The organism is Eubacterium barkeri (assembly GCF_900107125.1).
Classification (GTDB): Bacteria; Bacillota; Clostridia; order Eubacteriales; family Eubacteriaceae; genus Eubacterium_O; species Eubacterium_O barkeri.
Genome location: NZ_FNOU01000005.1, coordinates 95408 through 113074 on the forward strand (window position 1 = coordinate 95408; position 17667 = coordinate 113074).

The window sequence follows — 17667 nt, forward strand, 5'->3', positions numbered from 1 at the left end:
ATCATGGGGGTGTTATTCTAAAGAAAAAATGCCATGGCACCTTTTCGGATGCCGTGGCATTTTTCATTTCACCTTATTTGTAGCCGGAATGCTGTTTGCTCCTCTATTCTAAGTGAACTTCTGATAAATTACAAGATGTGGCATGATTTGTGGGCAGGGTTTCGACATTCCCATGAAATTTTTAATGACCAGACCGTACCATTGTGCTAAAATACAACAATAAGAATGGAAATGAAAGGAAAATAAATCATGAGTCTATTTTCTGAACGCTTGACCCAATATATTGAATCAAAGCATGTTAAAATTGCAGCCCTGTCCCGGTTTCTGGACTACGACCGTTCTACCCTTTACCGGATCATGAAGGGCACCCGGCCACCAGCTTCTCTTACACAGGTTCAGTCCATCTGCCAATTTTTGCAGCTCAATCCAGCGGAGACCACGGCTCTGATTGATGCCTATTATGCCACCCTCCATGGCGAGGTGTGTTATGCCCAGCATCAGAGTATTCTCGCCTTGATGAACTCCTTTAATCTATCGACCACGCCCCTTGACTGTCCCTGGTCCCCCAGAGTCTCCATGGTAACAGATCATTGTAAGTTTACCACGCTGGACACCCCGACGGCACTCACTGCAGCATTCTTTCGTGTCGTTTCTGAGGCCGTGCAAATCGAAGACGGTAGTCTGGAGCTCATCACCCAGCCCGACTGTATCAACTTATACAGCATCATCGATCAACTGGATGTCCATGGGGAACTCTTAATGACTCATTTACTCTGCCTGGATAATACCAATGGCGATGCCTCATCCGCGACCTACAATATTGATTGTTTGAAACAATCCCTGGCATTGTTATCCCGTCACCGGGGCTATCGGGCCTTTTGCTACTACGATGATGTCCTTGCCCATTTTAGTCCTTACAGCCTCTATCCTTGCCTTGTTCTTAGCCGCCAGGGTGCTGTTTTATTCGATGCCCAATGTACCTCTGGCTTTTTCATCCAAACCCAGGATGCCCTAAACCAGCTGCGATCCTACACCCAGCGTCTAAAGGGACACTGTATCCCCATGTACCAGCAGTGTTACGGTATTATGGAAGAAATGGCGGTTTACTCCAATATCCTCAATGAACCCTGCTGTGTCATTGAAGCGATTCCCTGCATCTTACCCTTTGTAACAGAAGATATACTGAATCGCACCATCTGCAATGCCCTTCCCCAGCGGGAGGCCCTTATTCAATTGTTTTTAGATTACACTGGCAGGCAACGGGAGAGGGTTCTTAAGACCAAATCTTTGTTAACCAGCTTCACCCCCCAGGGTTTAGATTATTTTGTAGAGACCGGCCGAACCCCGGAGATTCCTGATGATTTTTATCATCCCCTCGCCCCTGTAGATCGCCTCTATCTCTTAAAGCAGGTCCTCCTCCAGATAAAAACAGGACGTTTCCGGATCATGAAGATGGATCAAGTCCATCTTCATCTTAACCTTGTCATCACGACTATGGCGCAGCATTTGCTCATGACCTTTCATTCCAATATCCCTGGCGATCAATCCATCGTGACGGCTTATTTGGATGAGCCCCATCTCGTCCAAGCCTTTGCTTCCTTCTGGGAAAATCTGGGGGACTATCAGTGCCTTTACGATCTTCCGGAATCCGTGGCCATGGTTGAAGAACGAATTGCGCGTCTCGAATCAAATCGCCTGTAAAAGGGCACTGATCACACTACCTCAATCCCCAGAATCCGCATCAGCCCTGCCGCCTGGAAGGGATCAATCCGGGCTCCCCGCAGCTCACCCAGGGTATCGGAAACCTGGATGCCCTCGATGATGCTGCTTGTTAAGTCCAATCCCTTTAGTGGCGTTTTAAAAAATGCCGTTTGTGTAAAATTGCACGTCAAAACCTCCAGATCCTTCAGGCGGCTCTGGGTCATAAAGGCCCCGGTAAAATCCACCCCCTCCCAGTGTGCCCATCGCCACTGGGAGCCATCAAAATCTGTATACTTCATATTATTATCAGCCATCAGGATATTTTTGAAAACCCCTTGGCTAAAGCTGCTCCCCAATGCTTTACAGCCCGTCCATTCACATTGGCTAAAGTAAGCCTCTTCAAACCGGCTGCCCGAGAAATCACAATTCCGAAAGCTGACATTTTTGAAGCTGCTTTTTTTAAAGGAACAATCCAGCAGGCGACAATTTTCAAAACGTGCATTTTCAACACTTAATTCTAAAAAATCCTGTTCCGATCCCAGGACCCCTTTGATCACACAGTCCCCCAGGCATTCTTCCTGGGCAAGAACCTCATCCACACGCTTTTCAAAATCGGTCAGCATCTCCAAATCATCCCTTAGATCAACGGCTTCAATTTTTTTCATGGTCGCTCCTCCCTCTTCGTGTCCTTTATTCTACGGCTGATCCCTCCTGCCGTCAAGGAAAGCTTAATCGAAATTATGGTGGTTGACAATGGCTATGGGCTATCGTATAATGTTAGTAACCTAACAACTTTCATCGGAGGTTCACATGTTTTCCCACCCTACCGTCGGGTTTGAAGTCAAATCCCTCAGCCACCTTTTTAAGCGGCGTATGAATGCGGCCATCGCCACCTTTCCTGAGGATGGTGTTCTGCCAACCAGCACCCAGGGATACATTATCGGCTACCTTTACGCCCACCAGGACGAGGATATCTTCCAACGAGATATTGAACAGGAATGCTCGATCCGCCGTTCCACGGCCACGGGTATTTTACAGCTCATGGAAAAGAACGGCTGGATCACCCGTATCCCTGTTGAGTATGATGCGCGGCTGAAAAAAATCGTCCTCACAGAGCGCTCACGAAAGCACCATGAGCGAATCCATGCGACGATTCTTCAACTGGAGGCTTTGGCAACCCGTGGTATTCCGCCAGAAGATCTTGACTGTTTTTACCGCACCGTTGAGCGGATAAAGCACAATTTAGAGTGACCGGCCGCCCCGCGCGGTTTTTTCTTTCGCTTCATACGTTCTTCTTTACCCATATTGTTAGGACACTTACATTTTATTACGGAGGCCCATTATGATCAAAACACTTGCGGGGTGTATTCGGGAATATAAAAAAGATTCCCTGCTTGCCCCCCTCTACGTCACCCTTGAGGTTATCCTCGAGGTTATTATTCCACTCCTCATGGCCCGGCTTATCGATGCTGGCCTGAACGCTGGTAGCATGAGCGCCACCTTAACCTACGGCATTGCCATGATTATTGCGGCTATGATTTCCCTGGCCTTTGGGGCCTTATCCGGTAAATACGCCGCCAGTGGCTCAGCGGGTTTTGCCAAAAACATGCGTCATGATTTATATTATCGCGTCCAGGATTTTTCCTTTTCCAATATCGATAAATTCTCTACGGCCAGCCTGGTTACCCGGATGACCACGGATATCACCAACGTCCAAAACGCTTATATGATGATTATTCGTGTGGCGGTACGATCCCCAGTCATGCTCGTCTGTGCTCTGGCCATGAGCTTTACACTAAACGCCAAGCTCTCTTTAGTTTTTCTCTGTGCTATTCCTGTTATGGCCATTGGCTTATACCTCATCATCCGCTTTGCCCATCCGGTCTTTGAGCGGGTGTTTAAAACCTACGATAAGCTCAACAACGTGGTTCAGGAAAATCTCCGAGGTATTCGGGTGGTTAAATCCTTCGTTCGGGAGGATCATGAAATTGAAAAATTCGAAGGGATCTCCCAGAAGATATTCAAGGATTTTTCCTTGGCCGAAAAAATTCTCGCCTTCAATATGCCCCTGATGCAATGCGTCATGTACGCCTGTATGCTGGCCATCGCCTGGTTTGGTGCTAAATTCATCATCGGCGGTTCCATGACCACCGGGGATTTAACCAGTATGATTACCTATGTCATGCAGATTCTCATGAGCCTGATGATGCTGTCCATGGTCTTTGTAATGATTACCATGGCTGAGGCCTCCGCTGAGCGGATCACCGAGGTTTTAAAGGAGGAAAGCGACCTTACAAATGGCACCAACCCCATCACCACGGTTTTAAACGGCTCGGTTCGCTTTGAGGATGTCAGCTTCAGCTATGCGGCAGACCCCCATAAGCTAAGTCTTAAAAAGATTGATTTGGATATTAAAAGCGGTGAAACCATTGGCATCATCGGCGGCACCGGGAGTGCCAAATCCTCCCTGGTCCAGCTCATTCCCAGACTCTATGATGCCACCCTGGGCACCGTGAAAGTCGGAGGTATCAACGTCAAGGATTATGATATTGAGACCCTGCGCAACGCAGTGGCCATGGTTCTTCAGAAGAATGTCCTCTTCTCCGGCACCATTGCCGAAAACCTGCGCTGGGGAAATCCCCATGCCACCGATGCCCAAATTGCCGAGGCCTGTTCTTTGGCCTGTGCCGATGAATTTATTCATCGGATGCCCGATGGCTACAATACCTACATCGAGCAGGGGGGCTCCAATGTATCCGGTGGACAGAAGCAGCGGCTATGTATTGCCCGGGCCCTTCTGAAGAATCCCAGGATCTTGATTTTGGACGATTCCACCTCTGCGGTGGATACGGCAACGGATGCTAAAATCCGGGATGCCTTTAAGCGGGTTATTCCTGGCACCACCAAATTCATCATCGCCCAACGGGTCTCCTCCATAGAGGATGCCGATCGGATCATCGTTATGGATGGTGGCACCATCAGCGCCACGGGCACCCATGACGAGCTCCTCATTACCTCCCCCATTTACCGGGAGGTCTATGAATCCCAAACGAAAGGAAGTGATACCCTTGAAACTGCATAAAAAAGGTGTTGATCAGGTCGATGGCGCAACCATCCGCCGACTCATGGGCTATTTACAGGGACGTTATAAATGGCGCTTTGCTGCCGTCCTGATCCTCATTGTTTTAAGCGCCCTGGCCAGTGTGGCCGGCTCCCTTTTCATCGGTAATGTCATCGATAATTATATCACCCCCATGCTTACCCAGGCGGTGCCGAACTTCGCTCCCCTGCTCCGGGCTATTGGCGTGATGGCCGGCATCTATCTCATGGGGGTGCTGTCCACCCTGTTCTACAATCGGATCATGGTCACCATCGCCCAGAGTATCCTAAAGGACATCCGGGATGAAATGTTTAAAAGGATGCAGTGCCTGCCCATCGGCTACTTTGATACCCATTCCCATGGCGATATCATGAGTCATTATACCAATGATACAGATACCCTGCGCCAGATGATGAGCCAGAGCATCCCCCAAACCTTTAGCTCCCTCATTACCATCGTGTCCGTGTTCTTCGCCATGCTTTTCACCAGCTGGCCCCTGACTATTCTGGTCCTTGTAACCATCTATTTGATGATTATGCTGTCCGGCAAAATTGCGGGAGCCAGCAGCCGCTACTTCGTTCGACAGCAGGATTCCATCGGTGTGGTCAATGGCTATATCGAAGAAATGATGCACGGTCAAAAGGTAGTCAAAGTTTTCTGTCACGAAGAAGCCTCCAAGGCGGGCTTTGATGTCCGTAACGAGGACCTCTTTAAAAATGCAGCAGCAGCCAACACCTATGCCAATATTCTGATGCCCATTATGGCCAACTGCGGCAACCTGCAATACGTTCTGGTGGCCATTGTCGGCGCTGTACTCATGCTAAACGGCATTACCCCTCTGACTTTGGGGGGCTTGGTGGCCTTCCTCACCTTAACCAAAAACTTCTCCATGCCCGTGAGCCAGATTTCCCAACAGCTCAATGCCATCATTATGGCCCTGGCCGGAGCGAAACGAATCTTCACCCTTATGGATGAAGCCCCGGAAGAGGATGAGGGATACGTCACCTTAGTGAATGTAAGCCGCCGGGATGGCAAGTTGGTGGAAGCCAACCACCGTACGGGTCTGTGGGCCTGGAAGCATCCCCATCAAGCTGATGGCAGTGTGACTTATCACGAGCTAAAGGGTGAGGTTCGATTCTACAATGTAGATTTTGAATATGTCATCAATAAGCCAATCCTTCAGGACATTACCCTCTACGCGGAGCCGGGACAGAAGTTAGCCCTGGTCGGGGCCACTGGTGCTGGAAAAACCACCATTACCAATCTCATCAACCGATTTTATGATATCGCCGATGGAAAGATTCGTTACGATGGGATTAATATCAATAAAATTAAAAAACCAGATTTGAGACGCTCCCTGGGCATTGTCCTCCAGGACACCAACCTCTTTACTGGCACCGTCATGGAAAATATTCGCTATGGAAATCTCAATGCCAGTGACGATGAAGTCATGGCCGCAGCCCGGCTGGCCAATGCCGATGATTTTATCCGGCGCCTGCCCCAGGGCTATGAAACTCAGCTGGACAGCGAAGGGGGCAGCCTCTCCCAGGGGCAGTGCCAGCTCATCTCCATCGCCCGGGCCGCCGTGGCGGACCCCCCGGTGATGATTCTGGATGAGGCCACCTCCAGCATCGATACCCGAACGGAAGCCCTGGTCCAGGCCGGCATGGACAGCCTGATGATTGGCCGGACGGTGTTCGTCATTGCCCATCGCCTCTCCACTATTAAAAATGCCGATGCCATCATGGTCATGGAACAAGGCCGCATCATCGAGCGCGGGAACCATGACGCCTTGATGAACGAGCACGGTGAATACTACCAGCTGTATACTGGGGGGCTGGAATTGGAATAAGGAAAACCAGTGGGATGTCTAAAAGAGTCAATCCGGGATATATTCCCCCTGGATTGACTCTTTTTTAGTTTCATCTGCCGGTTGGTTTTACCTAGAGCTCCTCTGCAAAGCATACCCGTTCAACGCCCAGCCACCGGGCGCTTCCCGCAATGGTAATCCCAAAAAACAGCACCGGCACCGGTTGATCCATATAATCGACAATGGTCCCATTGCACAGTGTGCTCCCCGTGGCTAAGATCAAGTCACTGTCTCCAATAATATCGGTTTTCATCTCTTCGCCATCCTCCACCAACACCCCGTAACGGATCTGCCCAATCGTCTCTGGGTTTAAGTCTAACACCCTAACCTGGTAGCCACTGCACGCCAACATCTCAAGTAACGCCGGCTGATAGCCGACAAGGCCAATTCGCCTGGCCTCTGGGTAATGGGCCCTGAGATAAGTCTGCATCTTCCTGGCACAATATTCCGGCCCCTCCGTGCGGCAATGGACCGTACCTGCGCAATAACCAAGGGCACCCATGACTGCATTGACCGTCGCAATAAAAATCCCCCGGTTACTGGTGTTTTCAAAAATATCAAAGGCTAAAATTTCAGAAAGAGATCCCGTAAAATAAGCGGGTGCCTCCGTAAAGGCCTGTCCGCAGCATCCCCTGAATTGTGCCTCAATCATAACATCCTTTCCCGTGATAATGGGGAAATCCTGGCGCCTGGTCGTCCCAATGGCTTCCTTTGGCGTTAGTGCCCGGCACACCACCGTCACCGCCTCATCTCCGATTTCTGCCTCTGCCAGAACCGCCTTAAACGCAGTCTTTAGCTTTTGGTACAATTGTTTTTTTGTCATTTTTCTCCTCCATTCCCATCCCCAGAAAAGCCTGCACCTCTGGAGACCAATCTTCTGTATAAAGTCTATGGCTTGGAACAATGCCGCAGAGGCGACCACCCAACAGCACACCGATACGATCTGCTAAGGCCGCTGCCTCAATAAAATCATGGGTTACAAACACCACCGCACAGCCAAAGTCCTGCTTTATTTCCCGGAGCATCCTGTAGAAACCTTGTTTTGTCACAGGATCCAGTGCTGAAAAGGGCTCATCCAAAAGGAGCAGGGGCGGCCTGGTGATCAGAGCCCGGGCCAGGGCCACCCGTTGTCCTTCCCCGCCACTGAGTGTTCCCGGGTACTGCCCAAGCACGTGGGTGATGCCAAAGCGATTGGCAATTTCTTCAATCCCTTTCCGAATCTCCTTTTTCGACAGGCCCCTCATTTTAAGGCCGTAGCCGATATTTGCCTCTGCAGTAAGGTGTGGAAACAGGCTGTAGTCCTGATACAAATAACCAATATTTCGGGCGTAAAGTGGTATTTGTTGAATCTCAATCCCTCCATACCGGACTTCCCCGGAAGATGGTGTGGTGAACCCGACAATGGTCTCAAGGAGCATGGTTTTTCCTGCCCCGGTTTTCCCAATGATCGCCAAAATCTCCCCGGCATGAATCGTGAAGTGGATATCCTTCAGGCAAAAATCCCCTCGGGAGAGATTCAATCCCCGGACATCAACCAGTGGCTCCTTAGATTTCTCCATATCGTCCTCCCCATCCCTTTGATCCGGTAAGGGTGTTCGCAATCGTTAAGGAAATACCTGAGATCACCAACAGGATGAAAGCACTGGCCAGGGCCGCACCTAAATTATTTGTACTGACATTGAGATAAATACTGGCCGGTAGTGTTTCTGTCTTCATACGTGTAATGCCAACTAACATTAGCGTTGCCCCAAATTCCCCAAGAGCCCGGGACCAAACCAGAATAAAGGCTGAAATGAGCGTATTTTTACACAGGGGCAAAAGCACCGTGACAAAACACTGCCCTGGCGTTGCCCCCAAAAGCCCTGCAGCCCGCTCTAACTTAGGGTCCACACCACTAAAAGCCGTCACCACCAGCTTGATGGCAAAGGGTAAATTAACGGCCAGCTGGGCTACAACAATTCCGTTTTGATTAAACACCACCGGGAATCCCGCTTCCTTCAACGCCTTCCCCACTGGTGATGCAAAAATAATAAGGAGGCTCAGCCCTAAAACTATATATGGAAGGGACAACGTCAGCTCTAAAATAACCTCCACCACCGGACGAAGGGGAATGTGGATTCGCGTAAGGGCATAGGCTGTGGGAATGGCCAGCACAAAACAAATCAGGCTGGATACGGACGCCGTCCGAATACTCAGTCCAATGGCAAAAAGGGTCTCGGCATCAAAGAGGCATTCCCCTAAGCTAGAAGCCCCCCGAAGGGCAATGACAAGGACATTTCCCCCGATAAAAAGAATAGACAGGAGGGTTGCCACTAAACAGATTCCTGAAAATCTGAAGTTTTTCAGATGCCTCATTGCAGGACTTCGTATCCAAAGGCGTTCCAGATCCCGTGTACTGTATCACTGACCAGAAATTCACTGAAGGTATCCGCCGCCTTGTTATCCGTATTAAAATTCAAACGTGCCGCCGGAATGGTCTTGGTGTATGGGTCCAGATCGGTGGTTTCGCAGATTTCCACACTATCCACATTACAATTTTCTTTCCATACAATGGTGGCATCGGCTTCTCCTGCGGCAATAACGGTAGCCAGTTGAGGGGCTGTCGTCGTTGTCGCGACCAGCGTAACGGTATTCGCCACGCCAAAATCGACAAATGCTTTCTTAGCGATTTTACCAATGGGGGTTGATTCCGGATCCCCGATAACCGTTGTGATGCCTTCCTTCCCTAAGTCCCCAATACCGGTAATCCCCTTGGGATTGCCCTTGGCCACTGCTAAAACGGGAATATGTTTCACTAAATCCACACTGCTTTCAACGTATTGACCCACAGGTTTTACCTCTTCCCCAGAACCAGCAATAAAGAAATCCCCTTCTTTCGATTCATTAATCTGGGTCTGAATCTGCGCTGCATTGGCAAAGGTGACGTTCATCTCACAGCCGGTTTCTTCCTTGAAGGCATCCGCAATCTTTTGAAAGGGCTCTTTCATTCCTGCCCCGCAGTAAATCAGTAAGGATTGACCCGCCAACTCATTTTTTTTAGCCCTTTCACCGCTGATACACCCAGACATGCCCAAGGCCAAACATACCGCCAACATCACCACCAAAAATTTCTTTTTCATAATACAAGCCTCCCGCTTTCTATTTATCAAGTTATTTTTCAAAATAACTCGATAAATTCATTGTAACATCATAATATTTTTTTTGCAACCGCTGATATTTGTTTATCATGTTTATTCAATTTAAGTATTCCAGAGTATCATAACCACATTACACAACAGGAGGTCGCCATGGTTAAGCAGCTTTCCGGCTCTATTCGGGAATTTAAAGGGGATTCGATCCTATCGCCCCTCTTGGTCACCCTGGAGGCTATCCTCGAGGCATTGGTTCCCTTCTTTATGGCAAACCTTATTGATACCGGGCTGAATCACGGTGATATCACTGCCATTATAACCTACGGCCTGGCCATGGTACTCTCTGCCCTCATCGCTCTGCTCCTTGGCATTTTCTCAGGGCACATCGCCGCCCGGGCTGCTGCGGGCTTTGCCCATAACCTACGCCATGATTTATTCCATCACATCCAGGGTTTTTCCTTTTATACTATTAACCGCTTTACCAACGCCAGCCTCATTACCCGAATGACCACCGATGTCACCAATGTCCAAAATGCCTATATGCTCCTGATTCGGGTACTGGTCCGCTCTCCCATGGTCTTTCTGGTCTGTTTGATCCTCTGCCTTAATCTCAATTTTCAACTGGGTATCCTCTTTTTAGGTGCTTCACCGTTTATTCTTCTTGGGCTTTTGATCATCATCCGAAGGGCCTCACCCCTTTTTAATGCCGTCTATGAGAAATACGATCAGCTCAACCATCTGGTCCAGGAAAACCTCAATGCCATTGACGTCGTTAAATCTTTCGCCCAGGAAGATGCTGAAATTCACCGTTTTAAAAAAATTTCCCAGGATATAACCCATTATTTTAGCCAGGCAAAACATATCATGTCCTACAATACCCCCCTGATCCAATCCCTCATGTACCTCTGTACCATGGCTATAGCCTGGCTGGGTGCTCATCTTATTGTCGCGGGCAGTCTGAGTACAGGTGATCTGGCCAGCCTCATCATGTACACGGCTCAGATGATTACCAGCCTTACCAATATTTCTTCCGCACTGGCCATCCTCACCATCGCAGGGACTTCGGCCAATCGCATTGCGGAGGTCCTTTGCGATGACAGCCAGCTGGCAGTGGCTGACCCTCCAGCCCCTTTTACTGCTGATGGCTCCATCCGCTTTGAACACGTCAGCTTTAGCTATACCCAGGATCCTGAACACTCCAGCCTGTCGGACATTGATTTCTTTGTCAGCCCTGGTGAAGCCATCGGCATCATCGGAGAAACCGGCAGTGGAAAATCGACGCTGGCCCACCTCATCCCCCGCCTGTACGATGTCACCCAGGGGACCCTTCTGGTGGGAGGCACCGATGTACGACAGGTGGATTTAAAAGCCCTGCGGAAATCCATTGCCATTGTTCTTCAAAAAAACGTCCTCTTTTCCGGAAGCATCAAAGAAAACCTGCTCTGGGGGAATCCCCAGGCCAGCGATGACGAGATTTCAAGGGTTTGTCATCTGGCCTGTGCGGACACCTTCATCGAAGCGCTCCCCCTGGGGTACCATACCTTTCTCAAGCAAGGGGGGACCAATTTATCCGAGGGGCAGCGTCAGCGGATCTGTATTGCCCGGGCTTTCCTGGCCAAACCTAAGATTCTGATTCTGGATGATGCCACCGCTGCCCTGGACGATAATACCGATGCGGCCATCCAACAGGCCTTTCGCCGTTATCTGCCCAACACCACCAAATTCGTCATCACCCAACGCATTCGCTCCATTCAGGATGCCGACCGCATTCTTGTCCTAAAAAACGGGAAGATGGATGCCCTGGGAACCCATCGCGATCTGTTGGCCCATAATACCATTTACAGCCAAATGGCGGCCGAACAGCAAAGGAGTTGCCATGAAACAGCATAAAACCGTCTCCTTAAAGGCCCTTCGGGAAATGGACGGCCCCACCCTTCGACGACTTTTCGCTTATATCCGAAGGGCATATTGGGGCCGATTTATCGCCGTTATCCTTTTAGTCACCCTCAGTGCCATTACCAATGTGTTAAGTGCCCTCTATATCGGGGATGTCATTGACCATTACATCACCCCCCTTTTATCCCAAAGCACACCCAATTTTGGACCGCTGCTCATGGCCACAGCCGTCATTGGCGGCATTTATTTCCTAGGCGTTTTCGCAACCCTCTACAGCGGACGTTTTATGGTTAAAATTACCCAGGGTATCATGCAAACCATTCGTGATGAGCTTTTCACCCATATGGAACATTTGCCCATGGCTTATTTTGACCATCATCCCCGGGGCGACGTTATGAGCCACTACACCACCGATACCGATGCCCTCCGGGAGATGCTTTCCCAAAGTGTTGTTGATGGGCTTACCATGATCGTGACGATTATCTTCGTTTTTACATCGATGGTTTTTATCAGCATACCATTAACCCTTCTTGTCCTTGTGACACTGTTACTCATTTTCTGGCTGAACCGAATGATTGAAGGTGCCGGCAGCCACTATTTTATCAAGCAGCAAGATTCCCTGGCCGATATTGATAGTACCATTGAAGAAATGCTCCATGGAGAAATGATTATTAAGGTTTTTGGTCGGGAAGAGGCGGTAGAAAGGGATTTTGCTCAGAAAAACGACACGCTTTTTAGGCAAAGTACCCTTGCCAATACCACCGGAAATTTAATGGAACCCCTCATTGACAACGGGGTGAATATTCAGTATGCTCTGGTGGCCATGGTGGGAGGATGCCTCATACTGACGGGAATCAGCCCCCTCTCCCTGGGGGCATTGGTGTCTTTTATCGCCTTGACCCACAAATTCCTCAATCCAGTGGATGCTTTGGGTGAGCAGATGAATGCCATGGTGACTGCCATGGCTGGGGCTAAACGTATTTTTGATTTAATGGATATTCCCCTTCAGGGGACAGGTGGTGCCCCCCTTAAACAGCCCATCCAAGGGCATTTGGCGTTTAAGGATGTTTCCTTTGGCTATATCCCGGGACAGTGTGTTCTTTCCCATATCGATTTAGCAATAGAAAGTGGCCAGAAGGTAGCCATCGTCGGAACCAGTGGTTCAGGAAAAAGTACCCTTATTAAACTCCTCAACCGATTTTATCCCGTTGCTCAAGGAAGCATCAGCTGTGACGGTCAGAACCTATCCGCCCTCCAGCTCGAACCACTGCGACGCTCCATGGGAACCGTTCTCCAGGATACCCACCTTTTCTCCGGAACGGTTCGGGATAATATTCGATATGGAAACCCCAAGGCCACCCAGGCCGAGGTTGAAAATGCAGCCAGATTAGCCTGTGCCCATGATTTTATTACACGCCTTCCCCAAGGGTACGACACCCCTTTAGATCGTGCAGGATTACCCCTTTCCCTGGGACAGCGTCAGCTCCTGACCATCGCCCGGGCCCTGGCCACCCGTCCACCCCTTTTGGTTCTGGATGATGCCACCGCCAGCACTGATACCCTTACAGAAGCCCGAATCTGGGATAACTTACGCCAAAGCATGGCAAAACAGACCCTTATCCTTATTGCCAAGCGTCTGGATACAATTATGGATTCGGATATGATTTATGTGATGGATGGGGGGAAAATCGTTGAAGCGGGAAACCACGGCACACTAATGGCAAAAAAGGGCTTATATTATACCCTTTTCCTGAAAAATGGCGATTCTAATGAAAAGCCTTACACCGATTCCAGAGAGAGAATCAGTTGACCTTCTTGCCTAAATGTGCTATTATACGAACAAATAAAACATTTTTCAAACATTCTATTGGAAATTGAGAAAAGAGGATTGTGATGCTGGACGATTTTAAACAAGAGGTCTACTCCGCCAATATGCTGCTGCCAAAATACGGATTAGTCACCTTTACCTGGGGCAACGTCTCGGGTTTTGATGCAGACAGCGGACTGGTGGTCATCAAGCCCTCTGGCGTGGCCTACGATGCTTTAAAACCTGAGGATATGGTCGTTGTTGATTTAGAGGGTAAAATTGTCGATGGTAAGCTGAAGCCTTCCTCCGATACGGATACCCACCTTGAGATTTACCGAAACTTCAAGGGAATCCAGGGGGTCGTGCACACCCATTCTCCCTGGGCCACCAGCTTTGCCCAGGCCGGACGCCCCATCGTGGCCTACGGAACCACCCATGCCGATTATTTCTCAGGGAATATTCCCTGCTCCCGGGATTTAACACCAGAGGAGATCAAAGGAGATTATGAGCGCAATACGGGCTCCGTTATTATCGAAACCTTTGAAAACCTTAATCCCAGCTATATTCCAGGAGTCCTGATTAAAAGCCATGGTCCCTTTGCCTGGGGATGCGATGCCCAAAATGCAGTGCACAATGCCGTGGTTATGGAAGAGGTGGCTAAAATGGCCTACCATACCGAGATGATGATGGGAAAAGACCCCCAGCCCATGGCTGAGATTCTCCTTCAAAAGCATTTCTATCGCAAGCATGGGGACCATGCGTACTACGGACAATAAGGCCAAATAAAAGCCCTCAATCCATGCTTTACGGTGGATTGAGGGCTTTTTAAATTTCTATTCTAAAAGGGCCGCATACAACAGATTGGACCAAAACACATCTGGGACAGGCACAGTCCGGTGCAGCACAGATTCATGGCCATGGCCGAACCGCCATAACTTTGAGCCTGACGCTGATAGGCCTGGCCACCATTTTGAATCTGATCTAAAATCTGGCGGTATTCCCCATTTCCCGGTTCCATCTCCACCGCCCGGCCGGCATGTTCCATAGCGGTAATCCGGTTCCCTGTATTGTAATTGGCAATGGCGCTTAAGGCATACCATTGAGCCGTCCGATTCCTCACCTGGTTCAGAAGCTGAAGGGCCTGAACATATTGTCTGAGCTGGATTAAAAACTGGGCCATGGCCAGGGGATCCTGGGTGCCATAGCTACCGTATTCCTGATATCCGCCACCAAATCCGCCAAAGCCACCGGCGCTTTGCCCCTGGCTGTAGCCCTCTTCTGAATAATGGTATTCCCGCTGCCGCGTGACCGGATCGCCATTCTTAATCTGATCGAAGGCTTCGTTAACCGCGCTCATCTTTTGTGCAGCCACCGGATCATTGGGATTTAAGTCGGGATGATATTTTTTAGCCAGGCTTCGATAGGCCTTGGCAATCTCTTCTTCCGTGGCGTTTTCTGAAACGCCCAACACCTCATACGGGTTCTTTGTCACTCTTCTTCACCTTTTTCTTTTTTGGCCCTCTGTTCCCCACGGCTTTCTTCAGGATGTGCCGAGGCATAAGGAATCCATACCCCTGAGTATAACACATTTTTGATGATAGTGTCATTACGATTCGGAGGCAGTGCCCCATAGGCGGCGGTACAGTCTGATAACAGCATACTCAGTAGCGCCACCGGTTCCAGTTTGGTAATGGCCATTAGGGGATTGTAACGCTCTTTCTTTAAGTCTTCCTTTAAATCCATCACCGCATCCATGATGTAAATAAAGCGACCGAGAGCATCCCCAAAGCGCCGCAGCTCCGGGGCATTGGGAGAATCAGGGTCCATTACGAAGAGCTCCCCCATGATCCACCCAAAGACAGCAGCGGGTGCATCGGGGTTGGTTTCCCCAAGACGCTCCATCTCTCCCATCGCCTTAAGCCCCGCCTCAATGGACTGGCACTGTCTGTGCCAGCGGTTCGCTGCCCGGCGATAAGCCCGGCCAAAGAGCTTGGCCCCGCTCAACCCTGCGATTTTACGATCGTCCACCCAGTCATCCATACATTTATGCCAGGTGAGGGCAATATTCATATCTGCGGCGTAGGCCATGGCCGGCCCTGTGATAAAGTCATGCCTTTTAGTGGGCTTCATCACACAGCGCTCCGCTCCAATGGCGCCCTCATCCCCGGTAAGTCCATCTAAAAACAGGGCTAAAAAGGTCATATCGTAGGACAGGGTGGTCCGGCAGTAGGCACCGTGTTCCACTCCCAGGCTGTGGCAAACCCCACAATAGTATTTTTCATATCGGGCCTGGTCCTCTTCCGATAAGGCCTCCCGATTAGCAACGACGTATCCAAACATGGCTTCTCCTCATCCGACGGGTGATCCTAAAGGCTCACCTCATCCAAAATAGCTTCCAGAGTGTCACTGTATTGGGTAAGACCAGCATCGTCTTTACGCTTAAGGACCTTCCGCAAATCTTTTTCCGCATCCTTAATCCGATTCTTTTCCACCTTCTGGGTTTTATCCAGTCCCTTAAGGGTTGTAGCTGCCCGGTACAAAAGATTCTCTGCCCGGGCTTTCACCTCTGCGGCCTCCCGGATGGCATCATCCTCTGCCCGATAACGCTCCGCATCCTGGATGGCATGATCGATATCTGCATCCGATAAGCCCTTGGCATTTTCGATGGTGATCTCCTGGGCCTTACCCGTCCCTAAATCCTTGGCCGATACATTAACAATCCCATTGGCGTCAATATTAAAGGTCACCTCGATTTGGGGCACTCCCCGAGGCGCCCGCTTGATTCCCTTTAAAACAAATTTACCGAGGCTTTTATTATCCTTGGCCATTTGCCGTTCCCCCTGGAGCACGTTGATCTCCACCTTGGTCTGGAAATTTTGGGCGGTGGAGAAAACCTGACTTCTGGTAATGGGGATCGTGGTATTGCGATCAATGAGACGGCTGCATACCCCACCCATGGTTTCAATGCCCAAAGATAAGGGCGTGACGTCCAATAGCAGCAGGCCATTCACCTCACCGCCGAGGACCCCGCCCTGGATGGCGGCACCCATCGCCACACACTCATCGGGATTAATCCCCTTAAAGGGCTCCTTGCCCGTATAATCCCGAACAGCCTGCTGTACCGCCGGAATTCGGGTGGACCCGCCCACCAAAAGCACCCGGCCGATATCGGATAGGGCCAGTCCCGAATCTGAAATGGCCTGCTTAAAGGGTGTCATAGTCCGTTCCACCAAGTCCGCCGTCAATTCCTCAAAACGGGCCCGGCTGAGGGAAAGATCCATATTCTTTGGCCCACTGGCATCGGAAGTTAAAAAGGGCAGCATCACCTGGGTGGTCACGGTGCTGGATAATTCAATCTTTGCCACCTCCGCCGCTTCCTTCACCCGCTGCAGGGCAATGGGGTCCTGCTCCAGATTAATCCCCGTTTCCTCTTTAAACCTGGCAACCAACTCCTTTAGGATTCGCGCGTCAAAATCATCGCCCCCCAAACGGTTGTCCCCGGCGGTGGCCAGCACCTCGATGACCCCGTCCCCAATATTCAGGACTGAGATATCAAAGGTCCCGCCACCTAAATCGTAAACCACGACCTTTTGGTTTTGCTCCTTATCCATTCCATAGGCCAGAGCTGCCGCTGTGGGCTCATTGATAATCCGCAGAACATTGAGGCCCGCGATCTTTCCGGCATCCTTGGTGGCCTGGCGCTGGGCATCTGAGAAATAGGCGGGAACGGTGATGACAGCATCCGTAACCCGTTCCCCCAGGAAGCTTTCAGCCCCTTCCTTCAGACTACCGAGAATCATGGCCGAAATTTCCGTGGGTGTATAGCCCCGACCACCTAACTGACGCTTTTCATCCGTTCCCATTTTTCGCTTAATGGACCGTACCGTTTCCTTGGGATTTGTCAGGGCCTGACGTTTGGCAGATTCCCCCACCAGTCGTTCGCCATCCTTGGTAAAGGCGACGATGGAAGGGGTCGTCCGCCGCCCCTCCCCCGTTGGTATAATGACGGTATCGCCCCCTTCCATCACCGCCACACAGGAGTTGGTGGTTCCCAGGTCGATTCCAATAACTTTACTCATTTTTCATTGCCTCCAATAGTGTTCCATCTCATTTAATTTAATGAGCATATCAGAGGTTTTTAAACACAAGATTAACAAAATTG

General features: G+C 50.1%; 15 protein-coding genes. 7 read left to right on the top strand and 8 right to left on the bottom strand.

The genetic code is table 11. The features are described 5' to 3' along the window. Positions 1-249: 249 nt before the first annotated feature. A complete protein-coding gene (locus BLU30_RS04640) occupies positions 250-1701 on the top strand; it encodes a helix-turn-helix domain-containing protein (RefSeq protein ID WP_090243960.1) in 1452 nt (483 codons plus the stop codon). 11 nt (positions 1702-1712) lie between these two features. Here BLU30_RS04640 and BLU30_RS04645 read toward each other — a convergent pair whose 3' ends face one another. Continuing rightward, on the bottom strand, positions 1713-2366 hold the full coding sequence (locus tag BLU30_RS04645) for a pentapeptide repeat-containing protein (protein ID WP_090243961.1): 654 nt from the start codon (positions 2364-2366) through the stop codon (positions 1713-1715). Between the two features lie 145 nt (positions 2367-2511). On the opposite strand from BLU30_RS04645, the gene BLU30_RS04650 reads away from it, so the two are divergent. The 3 genes from BLU30_RS04650 to BLU30_RS04660 all read left to right on the top strand — a co-directional run bounded on the left by BLU30_RS04650 (position 2512) and on the right by BLU30_RS04660 (position 6653). Then, positions 2512-2952, top strand: coding sequence for a MarR family winged helix-turn-helix transcriptional regulator (locus BLU30_RS04650; protein ID WP_090243963.1), 441 nt, complete (start codon positions 2512-2514; stop codon positions 2950-2952). A gap of 91 nt (positions 2953-3043) precedes the next feature. Continuing rightward, positions 3044-4783 (top strand): ABC transporter ATP-binding protein, encoded by a 1740-nt coding sequence (locus tag BLU30_RS04655; protein ID WP_090243964.1) that lies wholly within the window; start codon positions 3044-3046, stop codon positions 4781-4783. Beyond that, complete coding sequence (locus BLU30_RS04660) at positions 4740-6653, top strand: ABC transporter ATP-binding protein (RefSeq protein ID WP_090243966.1); 1914 nt, start codon at positions 4740-4742, stop codon at positions 6651-6653. Before BLU30_RS04655 ends, BLU30_RS04660 begins: the two co-directional genes overlap by 44 nt. Before the next feature lie 91 nt (positions 6654-6744). On the opposite strand, the gene BLU30_RS04665 is transcribed toward BLU30_RS04660, so the two are convergent. From BLU30_RS04665 to BLU30_RS04680, 4 genes are read right to left on the bottom strand one after another with little or no spacing between them, the layout of a single operon-like run. Beyond that, positions 6745-7494 carry a Rossmann-like domain-containing protein gene (locus BLU30_RS04665; RefSeq protein WP_090243968.1) on the bottom strand — a complete coding sequence of 250 codons (750 nt, stop codon included), beginning with the start codon at positions 7492-7494 and terminating at the stop codon, positions 6745-6747. Then, positions 7451-8230: an ABC transporter ATP-binding protein gene (locus BLU30_RS04670; protein WP_090243971.1), complete on the bottom strand. Its 780-nt coding sequence runs from the start codon at positions 8228-8230 to the stop codon at positions 7451-7453. Before BLU30_RS04670 ends, BLU30_RS04665 begins: the two co-directional genes overlap by 44 nt. Continuing rightward, positions 8217-8984, bottom strand: a complete 768-nt coding sequence (locus BLU30_RS04675) for an ABC transporter permease (protein WP_242873508.1) — start codon at positions 8982-8984, stop codon at positions 8217-8219. The genes BLU30_RS04670 and BLU30_RS04675 overlap by 14 nt, the downstream gene beginning before the upstream one ends. 38 nt (positions 8985-9022) lie before the next feature. Then, a complete protein-coding gene (locus BLU30_RS04680; protein WP_090243975.1) occupies positions 9023-9790 on the bottom strand; it encodes a substrate-binding domain-containing protein in 768 nt (255 codons plus the stop codon). A gap of 168 nt (positions 9791-9958) precedes the next feature. On the opposite strand from BLU30_RS04680, the gene BLU30_RS04685 reads away from it, so the two are divergent. The 3 genes from BLU30_RS04685 to BLU30_RS04695 all read left to right on the top strand — a co-directional run bounded on the left by BLU30_RS04685 (position 9959) and on the right by BLU30_RS04695 (position 14281). Continuing rightward, positions 9959-11692: an ABC transporter ATP-binding protein gene (locus BLU30_RS04685; protein ID WP_090243977.1), complete on the top strand. Its 1734-nt coding sequence runs from the start codon at positions 9959-9961 to the stop codon at positions 11690-11692. Continuing rightward, the gene (locus BLU30_RS04690) at positions 11679-13508 is read left to right on the top strand and encodes an ABC transporter ATP-binding protein (RefSeq protein WP_176770825.1); all 1830 of its coding nucleotides are present in this window, start codon (positions 11679-11681) and stop codon (positions 13506-13508) included. The genes BLU30_RS04685 and BLU30_RS04690 overlap by 14 nt, the downstream gene beginning before the upstream one ends. Before the next feature lie 83 nt (positions 13509-13591). Beyond that, positions 13592-14281, top strand: a complete 690-nt coding sequence (locus tag BLU30_RS04695; RefSeq protein ID WP_090243980.1) for an L-ribulose-5-phosphate 4-epimerase — start codon at positions 13592-13594, stop codon at positions 14279-14281. A 62-nt stretch (positions 14282-14343) separates the two neighbouring features. Here BLU30_RS04695 and BLU30_RS04700 read toward each other — a convergent pair whose 3' ends face one another. From BLU30_RS04700 to dnaK, 3 genes are read right to left on the bottom strand one after another with little or no spacing between them, the layout of a single operon-like run. Continuing rightward, positions 14344-14997, bottom strand: a complete 654-nt coding sequence (locus tag BLU30_RS04700) for a J domain-containing protein (RefSeq protein ID WP_090243983.1) — start codon at positions 14995-14997, stop codon at positions 14344-14346. Continuing rightward, positions 14994-15845 carry a DUF5685 family protein gene (locus BLU30_RS04705; RefSeq protein ID WP_090243985.1) on the bottom strand — a complete coding sequence of 284 codons (852 nt, stop codon included), beginning with the start codon at positions 15843-15845 and terminating at the stop codon, positions 14994-14996. Before BLU30_RS04705 ends, BLU30_RS04700 begins: the two co-directional genes overlap by 4 nt. A gap of 26 nt (positions 15846-15871) precedes the next feature. Continuing rightward, positions 15872-17584 (bottom strand): molecular chaperone DnaK, encoded by a 1713-nt coding sequence (dnaK, locus tag BLU30_RS04710; protein ID WP_090243987.1) that lies wholly within the window; start codon positions 17582-17584, stop codon positions 15872-15874. Between the last annotated feature and the right edge of the window lie 83 nt (positions 17585-17667).